Source organism: Thomasclavelia spiroformis DSM 1552 (assembly GCF_025149465.1).
Classification (GTDB): domain Bacteria; phylum Bacillota_I; class Bacilli_A; order Erysipelotrichales; family Coprobacillaceae; genus Thomasclavelia; species Thomasclavelia spiroformis.
In genome coordinates this window covers 1,122,197-1,135,584 of record NZ_CP102275.1, presented here as the reverse complement: position 1 = coordinate 1,135,584, position 13,388 = coordinate 1,122,197, and the positions used below count along the sequence as shown (strand labels likewise).

The 13,388-nt window shown below is 24.8% G+C and carries 9 protein-coding genes and 1 CRISPR repeat array; of the genes, 4 read left to right on the top strand and 5 right to left on the bottom strand.

Features of this window, described 5'->3' with window-relative positions; all coding sequences use genetic code 11:
- Window positions 1–11 precede the first annotated feature (11 nt).
- Window positions 12–1,253: a glutamine synthetase family protein gene (locus NQ543_RS05200; protein WP_187362836.1), complete on the bottom strand. Its 1,242-nt coding sequence runs from the start codon at window positions 1,251–1,253 to the stop codon at window positions 12–14.
- 248 nt (window positions 1,254–1,501) lie between these two features.
- On the opposite strand from NQ543_RS05200, the gene NQ543_RS05195 reads away from it, so the two are divergent.
- Both NQ543_RS05195 and NQ543_RS05190 read left to right on the top strand, forming a co-directional pair.
- Window positions 1,502–2,437 carry a transposase gene (locus NQ543_RS05195; RefSeq protein ID WP_187362837.1) on the top strand — a complete coding sequence of 312 codons (936 nt, stop codon included), beginning with the start codon at window positions 1,502–1,504 and terminating at the stop codon, window positions 2,435–2,437.
- Window positions 2,438–2,448: 11 nt separating this feature from the next.
- Entirely contained in the window at window positions 2,449–2,817 is a 369-nt protein-coding gene (locus NQ543_RS05190) for a transposase (RefSeq protein WP_004609964.1), read from the top strand.
- A 494-nt stretch (window positions 2,818–3,311) separates the two neighbouring features.
- A CRISPR array of direct repeats spans window positions 3,312–4,583; the repeat unit is 33 nt; unit sequence ATTTACATTTCATATAATGATCAGATTATAAAC.
- A 169-nt stretch (window positions 4,584–4,752) separates the two neighbouring features.
- Here NQ543_RS05190 and NQ543_RS05185 read toward each other — a convergent pair.
- Window positions 4,753–5,331 carry a DUF3267 domain-containing protein gene (locus NQ543_RS05185; protein ID WP_117605149.1) on the bottom strand — a complete coding sequence of 193 codons (579 nt, stop codon included), beginning with the start codon at window positions 5,329–5,331 and terminating at the stop codon, window positions 4,753–4,755.
- A 148-nt stretch (window positions 5,332–5,479) separates the two neighbouring features.
- On the opposite strand from NQ543_RS05185, the gene NQ543_RS05180 reads away from it, so the two are divergent.
- Window positions 5,480–6,160 (top strand): PIG-L family deacetylase, encoded by a 681-nt coding sequence (locus tag NQ543_RS05180; RefSeq protein ID WP_004609966.1) that lies wholly within the window; start codon window positions 5,480–5,482, stop codon window positions 6,158–6,160.
- 1,294 nt (window positions 6,161–7,454) lie between these two features.
- Here the strand turns inward: NQ543_RS05180 and NQ543_RS05175 are convergent.
- Genes NQ543_RS05175 through NQ543_RS05165 form a run of 3 tightly spaced genes read right to left on the bottom strand, consistent with a single transcriptional unit; the run spans window position 7,455 to window position 11,206 of the window.
- A complete protein-coding gene (locus NQ543_RS05175; protein ID WP_004609968.1) occupies window positions 7,455–8,414 on the bottom strand; it encodes a glycosyltransferase family 2 protein in 960 nt (319 codons plus the stop codon).
- Window positions 8,401–8,802, bottom strand: coding sequence for a GtrA family protein (locus tag NQ543_RS05170; RefSeq protein ID WP_004609969.1), 402 nt, complete (start codon window positions 8,800–8,802; stop codon window positions 8,401–8,403). The genes NQ543_RS05175 and NQ543_RS05170 overlap by 14 nt, the downstream gene beginning before the upstream one ends.
- Window positions 8,774–11,206: a YfhO family protein gene (locus NQ543_RS05165; protein ID WP_004609970.1), complete on the bottom strand. Its 2,433-nt coding sequence runs from the start codon at window positions 11,204–11,206 to the stop codon at window positions 8,774–8,776. The genes NQ543_RS05170 and NQ543_RS05165 overlap by 29 nt, the downstream gene beginning before the upstream one ends.
- Before the next feature lie 827 nt (window positions 11,207–12,033).
- On the opposite strand from NQ543_RS05165, the gene NQ543_RS05160 reads away from it, so the two are divergent.
- Window positions 12,034–13,383: an ISL3 family transposase gene (locus NQ543_RS05160; RefSeq protein WP_187362838.1), complete on the top strand. Its 1,350-nt coding sequence runs from the start codon at window positions 12,034–12,036 to the stop codon at window positions 13,381–13,383.
- Window positions 13,384–13,388 lie beyond the last annotated feature (5 nt).

Sequence of the window (13,388 nt, the reverse complement as noted above, 5' to 3'; positions counted from 1 at the left end):
CTCCTAGTTAATTATAATTTTTTTATTAAATAATATTTTTCTACTAATTTTTCACCAAGAACTTCTTTAATAAAACTGCTATTTTTCATAATTTCTAATGAATCATTTAAAGTTTCTGGTAATTTTTTTAAATGAATATTATTAGTTTCTAAATTATACAAATCTAAATCAATCGCATCTACTAATTCTTCTTGATTTTCAATTCCCTTTAAGCCAGCATTAATAACAAGCGCAAAAACAATATATGGATTGATAACAGGGTCACTAACTCTTAATTCAACTCTTGAAAATTCTTTTCTAGCTGCCGGAATTCTGATTAATTGTGATCTGTTTTGATGTGACCAGCTTACATACTTTGGTGCTGAAAATTCACCTAAACGTTGATATGAGTTAGCAGTTGAACATAAAAATGCCATCATTTCGATTGTTCTATTTAAAATTCCAGAAATAAAATATTTAGCGTATTGATAATTTTTGAAATTTTCCGGATTAAAAATATTTTGACCATCTTTAGTAAGTGAAAGATTAATATGTAAACCATTTCCACTTTCATTTATTAATGGCTTAGGTAAAAACGATGCGTGTAAGCCATTAATTACAGCAACTGTTTCAACAATATTTTTAAAGATCAAAAAATAATCAGCAGCATAAAGAGCATCACTATATTTAAAGTCTATCTCATTTTGACCTGGTCCGTTTTCATGGTGAGAGGTTTCAGTATCTAAACCCATTTCATCCATTCTTAAACATATCTCACGTCTTATTTTTTCACCTTTATCTAAAGGGTAAATATCAAAATATCCGCCTTGGTCAATCGGTTCATTAGTTGGATTCCCTTTTTCATCAGTTTGAAATAAATAAAATTCACATTCTGTTCCAATTTTTGGTTCGAATCCATACTCTAAACATTTATTAACTGCATTTTTCAAAATCAAGCGACTATCAAATTCATATGGTTTGTAATCAGGTGTAAAGATATCGCAAAAAAAACCTACCATCATTCCTTCATATGGGCTATATGGTATAACATTAATCGTAGTTGGATCTGGCATTAAAATCAAATCTGATTTTTCAAGATTTGCAAATCCCTTAATACTTGAACCATCAAATGAAATCCCATATTTAAAAGCTTTTTTTACTTCTTTAGCACTAATAATAATGTTTTTAGTAACCCCCGTTAAATCACAAAACATTAATTTAATAAATTCAATATTATTTTCTTGAACAAATTCAATTACTTCACTATATCCCATAGTATCCTCCTTAAATACAAAAATCATTTTAAACTATCTAAAACAATGCAATTATTACATACATTCTACACTATATTATTTTCAATCGCAACATCCGTATTTTTAACTAGAAACAAATAAAATCTAATGGGGAGTATTTTTCTCTCCTTTTTACTATACTATTTTTTATCTGGCTGCTCTATATCATAGATAAAAATAAAAAAGTTTTACTTAGGATCTTTGACCTCGATGATGAGATCGTTGATGATTTGGATTTAGAAGTTAATTTCAATCAAAATAAACTATATATTAAATTTAAAAAAATTATCAAATGTTGTTCTAACTGCGGTTCAGTCAATTTTTTAAGCAAAGGGTTTTATAAAACCTGTTTGATTGGTTGTCCTTTTAATGGCAAACCTACTCTCATTGTTTGTAAACTTAGAAAATATGTATGCAAGGACTGTCATTCTTATTTTGTAGAAAATAATCCTATCGTTTATAAAAATTCTAATTTGACTAGAACTGCTGTTATAACTATCTTAGATGAATTAAAACCTTATACAGCTACCTATTCCCAAGTAGGACGAAGATTTGGCATTTCAACTACCCAAGTTATTAATCTATTTGATAAGTATGTTAGAGTAAAAAGAAAACAGCTTCCTAGAATCCTTCTTATTGATGAATTCTTTTTCTCAAGAAAAACTAAATTTAAATATCCAGCTATACTCATGAATTTTGAAAATAATTTGATTATCGATGTTTTAAAATCAAGAAAACAGGAAATCACAGTCGACTATTTCTTTCATATCCCTAATAAAGAAAAAGAAGCTGTTGAATTTATTTGTACAGATATGAGCTATACTTTTAAACCGTTATTAAAGCTCTATTTCCCTCATTCAACGCTTCTTGTTGATCATTTTCATGTCATCAAATACATTAATGATCAACTCAATAATACTAGAATTAGAATCATGCGTAAATATGCTAATGATAAAACTTCATTGGAATATCGTCTATTAAAAAACCGTTCTGAATTATTGCTTAAAAATAAAAAAGATTTAGATAATCTTACTTTGAAAAAGGATAAAATATTAAATTATACTTTAACTCAAGCAGAAGTTGTGCATCAGTTGACACTCATAGATGATGAAATCAATAAAGCTTATAAGCTAAAGAAATTATATATAGATCTTTTGATAATATAAGTAAAGATGAAATGAATGATTATGATATGGAAAAAGAATTAAATTCAATCATCAAACAATTCAGATACTCTCAAATTGAAGAAATGAAAGAAGTTGCCGATACACTCAATAATTGGAAAAAGGAAATATTAAACTCATTTGTTTGGGTTAGAAACAGAAGAATATCAAATGGTCCTATAGAAGGAAAAAATTACTACATAAAAAAGATTATATATAACGGTAATGGAATGCAGAACTTTGAATGTACACGAAATAGAATACTGTACTCTCAAAACAAATATGAAAAATATGATTTGAATATAGAATATAATGATTCAATAAAAATGAAATCAGATGATCTAGAAACATCATTTGATGAAGAAACAGATGAATTTGATTAAGAAAAAATACTACATTCTCCCCATAATATTTTAAAGGGAGAAATTGAAATTTTTTGTTTCAAATCCCCATGAAATTTTATAGCGCCCTTTATTTTTAAATAATATTAAGTTCTTTTTGAGCATTACTATAATTTTTTTCAATATTTAATGAATTAGTTAAGATCATATTTATTAATCTATGAAAATAAAGTAAAAAGAATTAATTCATATTCACAAACTAACTCAGCACTAGGTTTACTACAACTCTACAAGTTTTTAATTTAGTACTATAAATTCTTCTATTTCTTACTATTTTAGATTATCCCACTTTTACTAAATTATAATAATTCTCCTATAATATCCAATTTAGTCTAACACATTTCATATAATGATTAGTTAGATTATAAACCTTTTTAGGTTTAGGAGTTAGACCACCAATGTCTAGTATTTCATATAATGATTAGTTAGATTATAAACGCGAAACATACTATCTGCAAGAACGCCACCATAAAGAAATTTACATTTCATATAATGATCAGATTATAAACTTTAGAAAGCATACCTTTATGGGCAGTAACTCTGCTATTTACATTTCATATAATGATCAAATTATAAACTTTCTGCATCAATGACAGTGTTAGTTTTGGTATCATAATTTACATTTCATATAATGATCAGATTATAAACAATATCATCATAATTAATAATTTTGGTGTAAATAATATTTACATTTCATATAATGATCAGATTATAAACTTCTGAATACAATGATTATGCAATTGTCCCATGTGTATTTACATTTCATATAATGATCAGATTATAAACTCAATCGGTGCAGTAGGTAGCGACACAGGTTCAATATTTACATTTCATATAATGATCAGATTATAAACAACGTATCCACAAGGATGGAAAGAAGTAACAGAGGGATTTACATTTCATATAATGATCAGATTATAAACTAGGCGTTAGTGATATTTTCAATAACAATGATATTATTTACATTTCATATAATGATCAGATTATAAACACTTGATGATTTACGTTTTGTAAAGCAAAGTGGTATATTTACATTTCATATAATGATCAGATTATAAACAGCTTTACGTAGTAAAGTGCGCCTAAATATTGATTTATTTACATTTCATATAATGATCAGATTATAAACAATTGGGCAAATTATGTAACAGATATCATGCTAGTTGATTTACATTTCATATAATGATCAGATTATAAACACATCCTTTGCTAAATCGTGTTAAATCTCTTCAGGAATTTACATTTCATATAATGATCAGATTATAAACTTGTTCACTAGGAATATATTTAAATCCTAAATCCTGATTTACATTTCATATAATGATCAGATTATAAACTAACCTTCAAGTAGAACAATATATAATCTTTTCCATTATTTACATTTCATATAATGATCAGATTATAAACAAATCTTAAAATACCGCGTTTTGTTTTTCTTTTTGTATTTACATTTCATATAATGATCAGATTATAAACAATTCTTTCCATTCATCAATCATACTTTTATAAATATTTACATTTCATATAATGATCAGATTATAAACGTATTAGCTATTGTACAGTTAGTGCAACGGTTCTTATTTACATTTCATATAATGATCAGATTATAAACTAACTTTTAGTTTAATTTAATTAAAACAAAGTTTTATTTACATTTCATATAATGATCAGATTATAAACGTAATCTAGCCCTTTAGGGATTAGGCTTATGCCTTATTTACATTTCATATAATGATCAGATTATAAACCCGTTAACAGGTATTGATTAAATAAATAATTATTTTAAATTATCTCTATATCTTTAAATTATCATATTAATTGTATAAATACAATATTTATTTTGTTTATTTGCTAAATTTATTCTGTCGTACTCCATATATTTTTACATAATTAAGATCGACTGAAGATTTGTTTAAATTATGGTATATACCAATAAGAATTAAATTGATACAAATATGTTTTTGCTCCTTTTGGCATCTGAGTTATAGCATTATATGTATTATAATAATCTCCTGCTCCCATACTAATTGAAATGATTCCAAATACAACAAAGAAAATCAAATTTGGAAATATTAATCCAATAATATAAGGAACCAAACCAAAAACAATATTTGGTAATAACGACATAAAAACATACCTTGATTTACTCATCGACTCAACACCAGTTACAAATAACATTCCTTGTGCTAAATTTGTGTATAAATATACATTCTCTTTAAAACAAATAGCATGTAATATCTCATGAGGAAAGATTATTAATATTGGTGCAACACATCCAAAAAGTATTTGCCAAAAAGAATTTGTTAAATAATTTTTACATCGAATAATTGCAATAATTCCTAATACAACAATAATTATTAAACTTATTTTAGTTAAAAGTAATGATAAAGTTTTACTATCTTTAGGTTCTTGAAACATAACTGCTCCTGGTTTATGATTTCCATGAGGTAATGATTCAGGATTTAAATCATATTTACCTTTATAATATAATTTCATCTTATCTCCTTTATAATAATTGCTCTGTTTATTATATTTTATCATTCATTAACTAAAATAAAAATAGTTTAAAAATAATTTATTTAATCTTAAGTAATTTTAAGAAAGCCTTTATTATATTAATTTGCAATCATGATAGAATTTAAATATGAAAAAAATAATATTATTATGTTTAATTCTTTTAAATGGATATACAAATATTGATTTATCAAATAACAATATTATCCATCAACAAATTTTTGATCAAATTGATATTGATACATATCAAAATATTATGATTGTTGCTCATCCAGATGATGAAACAATTTGGGGTGGCGGTCATTTACTTAAAGATAAATATCTAGTGATTTGTTTAACTAATGGCAATAACAAAACTAGAAAAAAAGAATTTAATGAGGTGATGAATAAAACACATAATCAGGGTATTATTCTTGATTATCCTGATAAAACAAATAATAAACGAGATGATTGGAAAACATCATACAAAAATATTATCAATGATTTGAAATATTTATTATCTAAGAAACAATTTAAAACAATTGTTACTCATAATCCTAAAGGAGAATATGGTCATCAGCATCATAAAATGACCAGTACAATTGTTACAAACATTGTAAAGAATCTCAAACAAACAGATAACTTAAAATACTTTGGTAATTATTATCAAAAAAACAACCCTGTTTTACCTATGATTCCTACTTACAATAAAAAAACATTAAAACAAAAAAATGATTTAGTTAAATATTATAAATCACAAAAAAAAGTATGCCATAATTTAAAACACATGTTTCCTTATGAAAATTGGATTAGTTACAAAAACTGGAAATAAAATTATGTTTAACAAAATAACTCATTATATAAAGAGTTATTTTGTTAAATTTTTTATTTTATAAAACATATAAGGAGAATATATCCCCCAAATAAAATTACCTTGAATCAAATCTAACTTTCTTAACACCGAATACTTAATTATAAATACTTATTAATTTTCAGTTACATTTTTATCAAATACATAGATTTAGTTGTATTATTCACAACATCATCAATCACTAACTCAATATCCTTTATTAAAAGTATTTCAGGTTTTAAATAGACAAGTTGCTTTTGAAAATAACGCTAACTAGTACTAAACATTCCTTAATTATCCTTATAATCTGGAATGTACTTTTTAAATCAGCAGTATTTTTAATTGACTTATTTGGAGAAAAATTATCTAAACGATCTATCTGTTTTATTGCCATTAGATAATATATATAGTTATCAGCAAAATATATATTACATGCTTGATCTCCTTTATACTATCCATATCATAATATTTTAAATCTAACGCACAATATATTAAGCGATTCACTATATCATAAACAAATAGTCCATAATAATCATGAAGTATAACCTATTTTTGCGAAACATAATCAAGTTTAGTCATACTTATTCCAATACTATCTTCTAATAGTTCATTATTAATATCGACATTTACTGCTTTTTGCTCATCTGTTTTTTTAAAAATATATACCAATAAAACAAAATAATACGACTATTAATGCCCTACTTAATTTATTTACTGGCTTTATTTTTCCATCTCCTCTTAATTTCTATCAAGATAATATTAAAGCCTTAAAACTTAGTTATTATCATATATTAATCATCTTTCTATAAGACAAATATCGTAGTAAATATAATAATTTCTTCCTATAAATATTATACTTAATTATTAAGCATCATTAACTTTGTGAATACTTGATTTTTTTTTTACCATAATATATAATGTGCTTAGGCAAATAGTGATTAAGCCACAGAATGTAAAAAAGGAACGTGTCAGCGTTCCTTTTTTATTTGTTGTCATTTTTTTATGTATTTGTTAAGCCATTTGCCAATAAAACAGGCTATAATATCAGCTACAACAGATACCAAAATAGTGATTAATATCTCCACAGAATGTCACCTCCTTTCTCTTACGAGTGGAGGAAATGACAACTAAATTATTATAACATAACCATATTATTCAATAAATAATAGCTTATTAACAATGAGATATATTTAATACATTTATGATAAAAGTGCAATATATAAACATTTTTATACATGTAATAAAAATGAGTGTATTTGCATACACTCTAGCTATATTATAATCTGTTTAATTTATTATCCACCATTTTTTTATTACTATCTTTTACAATATATATAGGTCTGGCTTTATTTTCCATATAATCCTTAGAAATATATTCACCTAAAATAGCAATAAATAACATTTGAGTACCACTTAAAAATAAAATAAGACAAACAATTGTAGTATAACCACTAACATCATTTCCATATAATAAAGTTGAAATAGCTGTATATAAAGATAATAAAATCGATCCAATAAACAAAATTATTCCTACAATTCCTGCTAACTTTAATGGTGCTGTTGAAAAAGAGAAGATTCCTTCTAATGCATATGAAAATAAACTTTTAAAATTCCATTTTGTACTTCCGGCTACTCTTTCTACATTATTAAATGGGATCCATTTTGTATCAAAACCAACATATGAAAATAATCCTTTCATATATCGATTATATTCTCTAATTTCTAAAATCGAATTAACCATCAAACGACTCATCATTCTAAAATCTCCAGCACCATCACTCATATCAAATTTAGAAAAACACTGAATCACTTTATAAAAAGATTTACTTAAAAAATTTCTTATTTTTCCTTCACCGCTACGATCCATTCTTTTGCCCGCACAACAATCATATCCCTCTTGACTTACAGCATGATACATTGGGGCTAATAATTTTGGTGGATGTTGTAAATCTGCATCCATAATCACACAATAATCACCTGTTGATTTTTCTAATCCTGCAAACATGGCAGCTTCTTTACCAAAGTTTCTTGAAAATGAATAGTAGTTACAATGATTATCTTTAACACAAAGCTCTCTTAATATTTCAATTGTTTGATCGTGACTTCCATCATCAATAAATAAAATTTCGTAATCAATATTATTTATTTTATTCAATTCCTTTGTTACTTCTCGATGAAACAATGGCAATACTTCTTCTTCATTGTAACATGGTACAATCACACTAATTTTGTCCATACTCTTCTCCTTTAACAAAAATTCTAAATTTACAAAACACATAATTAGAAACCACAGTAACAATACTGACAAATATCTTTGAGATCATTTCATCTAAACTAAACAATTGAATAAATATAAACAATAATGTACTTTCAACTACTAAAGTAGCTAATCTAAGCATAAAAAATTGATAAGCTTCTTTACTTGCATCATTTTCACTTTTAAAAACATATTGTCGATTAGCAAAAAAAGCAAAAATCACAGCACCTATCCATGATATTACATTTGCAACTAACCATCCTTGATGAACTAATTTAATTAATAGCCAATAAATAATAAAATTGACTAACGTTGTACATCCACCAACAATAATATAACTAATCAACTCTTTTAAATCTTTCTTCATCTTTTTTTCTCCCTTGTACTACAAATAAAACTAAACCACCAAAACTTAAACATAACCCAATATTTTTCATTGGTGCATTAAAAACAATTTCTACATCATGTTTACCTTTAGAAATTTTAGTTCCTAAAAAAGCTGTATTAACACACTCACTTTCAACCTCTTTTCCATCAATTAAAACACTAAATCCTTTTTGATATGGAAACGATGTAACTAAATAACCATCTTTACTTACATCAATTTCACCCCGAGCAACAAATCCATCTTGATTATAAACACCTTTTAAAGCATCTACATTATTGTGACGATTTTTAATTACATCATAATCTAAAATATACGTTTTTATATTTTTCAAATTATAATGACCCTGACTAAACTCTAATTGTAATTTATCTAAGGGTTCATTTTGACTAATAATATATGTAAAATGCGTATTATTGTTTGGATAAGCTGCATTTATACTAGATAATTTATTTTTTATGCCATTTATTTTTATTGTTGTATCAAGTTTTTCTATGTATTTAACATCTTTAATATCAAATTCTATAATTAAAATTTTATTTTCTAAGATCGTATTTAAATTCAATTCTAATTTACTATTATTTTTAGTATCAATTTGATAACCATTATCTATTTTAGTTATCTTTAAATTATTACTTTGATAATTAATTGACGTATTTAAATCAATATTTTTTATTTTACTTTGATAATCTTTATGTCCATTTTCTACTATTACATTATTATAAATAGTATCTAATGTATCAGGAAATTGTAATTCATTGAATTGTTTATTATCATAACTATTACTAGTTGCATAAACTAATGGTAAAACATTATTATTTTCATATAAATTTGTTTCTATTTGTCTATAACCAATTGGTACAACATCTTCACTATAGACCGTTTTTACTCCTAATAATCCTTGAAAAAAGATATTTGAATTTGAAATACATGCTACTCTATTTCTTATACTAATAGGATTTTTAATTACATCGTAGTAAAAATGATTATATAAGTTATTATTTATTGAACTATAAATTGAAGTTCGATAAGTATTATTTCCTTGATTTACTGTATTTAATGATTGTTTAAAAGAATCATAGCGATAGTTGTTTTCAACTTTAACATTACTTAATTTATTTACCTGATTATATGTCTTTTTAGTAACATAACTTTCTTGTTGATTAGTTGCATAACATACTAATAATGGCATAACTGTCAATATAAGTAATGCTTGGTGATCTAATTTTAAATAGATGATAATTCCAATTAAACAAATAGCAATATCTAATGCTATTAATGGTTTATTTATTACAATAACAACTGGTAAAATGAATAACATTAATAAAGCAATATTTATCTTTTTATTTGTTTGTTTATATTCATTTAATGTATTCACTACGACATAAATAATTATTGGAATAAATGGCATAAGTATTTTATTTCGTGGATATAAAAAACCATTTAAACAAAATTTAAAGATTGGGATAAATAAAATTAATAATATAAAAATAGTTAATTTTCTTGTTTTTTTAAGCGTTAAACCTAAAATAAGTCCAATCAAACTTAAATAACTTAAACCACATCCATAAGGATCATATAATAAAGAATTTAAATTAAAGTCTGGAATAAATAAATTAATCAAATTTATTGTTTCAGCTTTAGTTTGATGATTTTCTAACATTACATATGCAGTTGGTAACAATAAAACACTACATATTAATATTGCGATTATAATTGGTTTAAGAATTTGTAATATCTCTTTGATTTCAAAACCATCTTTATTTATAACTTCAAAACAATAATAACTAAAAATTACAAATATTGCCGTGACACTAAAAAAATAACTATTAATAATGATCCAAACAATCGAGCCAATTAATAATTTATTTTTTCTAGTTTCAAGATATTGATCAACCGCAATTAATCCTAATAACAATCCTGACATATAATTAACAAACATAATTTGTCGATGACTTTGAAATAAAATCGATGAAGACAATAGCATAATCGCTCCAATAATACATAATAAAAAATTAAATCGTTTTTGTTTTAACCAATAATACATTAAATTCGTACTTACAACCAAGTTAAAGATCATATATATAATAATAATATTTTTTATTTCAATAAAAGGAAATAAGCAGCTAAGCAAAATATCCGGTCGTAATAAACCATAATATGAAAAATTATATATATTTTGACCAGCACCAAGATTAAAAGCAAAATCTGGAAAAATAGATTTATTATCTAAAATTAGCTGTCTTAAATAATCAGCGATATTAACATGTTGACTTAGCCAATCGGTATTCGAACCAAATATATTTTTTGATGGTATGATAACTACTACCATTATCAAAGCTAGGCATGTTAAAAATATATATGGATAAATTTGTTTTCTTTTCATTCGTTTTCCTCCCAAATATATTATCAAACATAATCCTTAAGAACGACCTGAAGAACTTCTAAATATTTCTTAATTTTTATTTATTATAACGAGTTATAATAAATAATCTTGTCAAAAATTGATGAATTTATGAATAATAAATTTTTAATTGTTGTTATTTTACTTCTAACTAACAAAAAAAATTAAAAAACAACAAAGAAAACAACTAATATAACAAACATTAATTAACGATATAAAATAAAAATACATTCCTAATTATAATTTTTTGTAATAAATCTATCAACTATTTCTGTAAATAAAATTAAATAATATATCTATTTATATTATATTTTTTTGGCTTCAAACTCTAATTTTTTATAATTCTCTCACTTATTTACCCATATAGATCAATTATTTCCTATCATTTTTTAATTTCTTCTACATTCAAATAATTTTTTTTAGAAATCTTACTAAACATATCTTAAATTTTATCTATTTTAACTTAATAACTTTTTATATATTAAAAAAACATGCTAGTTTTAAATATATTATTATAATTTTTTCAACGATATGATTCTTATTAGTTTAATAAACACTTGTTGCTTTCACAAATTATTTTCAAAAGAAAACTTTGATATAAAAGAGCAGTAAAAAGTTATTATAGCTATATTTTTAGGCGCTTTAATTTAAACTGGGGTAAACGATAACCTTTAATTTAAGTTGGGGTTTTCGATTTCTCCTTTAATCTTTATTTGGGGTCATCTGTTGATGACTCTTTTTATATAAAAAAATCCTTTCATGATATGATTTGATTGTTCATGTCAATCTATCAGGAAAGAAGTAATATCATGTACGATGATATCATCAACATTTTAAACCTTAATCATTCTGATGTACAGTCTTGTACTTCAAAAAAAGAAAATAACCGTATTACTTATTACATTACTTTAACCAGAAAAGAATTCTTTTGTCCTCTTTGCTTTCATAAACTCTATGTCAAGGATTATCGTAACGTTAAGCTCAGTCATAAGATTATCAGATGCTTTGATACTCGCATCATTTATAGAAAGCGGCGTTACTACTGTAGTAGGTGTAAATCTTATCATTATGAAGATAATCCTTTTGTTTCTACAAAACGTTCTGTTTTCACTGATCTCTCTGAAATTCAAATGATGAACTTCTTAAAAGAACATTCCGCTACTTTCTCTATGACTGCTAGACAATTTCATACATCTCCTACAAAAGTCATAAATGTATTTGATACCTTAGGTCAAATGAAAAAACTTCCTTTTACAGATGCTATCTGCATCGATGAATTTTACTGGAACAGAAAAAGCAAAAACAAGTATGCTTGTGTTATTGTCGATTTTAACACCAGTAATATCATCGATATTATCGAAGGAAGAAAATTAAAAAATTGGGACAGCTATACTCAGCTCATCAATAAAAAGGAATTACATAGTGTTAAATATATATGTACTGATCTGTTTGAAACCTATAGACAAGTACAGAAAATCTATTTCCCTCATGCTTTATTATGCTGTGATTCATTTCATATTATTAAAAATATTAATATCCTTCTTAAAAATGAAAGAATAAAAATTATGAAGAAACATGAGAAAGATTCTGTTGAATATTATCTTCTCAAGAATTTCAATTATCTTTTAATGATGAACTCCTCTAAAATCAAGGAAAATAAAGCGAAATATAATCACAAATTAAAAAGATATATTAATTATCCTCAGCTGCTGGAACTCATACTAAATATCAGTCCTGTTCTTAAAGAAGCCTATGAGCTCAAAGAACTTTACTTATTTTTTAATACGACCTCTAGTATCAATGATACACGTGTAAATTTATCAGAAGTCATCAATGAATATGCTTCATCAAATATAGAAAGTTATAGAAAATTTTCAACAACACTTGTTGAATGGTTTGATGAAATTGTCAATTCGTTTCATATATATAATGATCAAAGGATATCAAATGGCAAGATTGAAGGAATAAATTCAAGAATCAAAACAATTCTAAAAAATGCCAATGGATTTAGAAACTTCTCAAGAATGAGAAATAGAATTATGTTTTCATTAAACAAGAACTCTCTGCCTTCTTCCTTAAAGCAGTCACAAATAATCAAAAAGTCTGGAAGAAAACGTGGTAAATATAAAAAAATAAAATTATTTAATAAACATGATTGAATAAG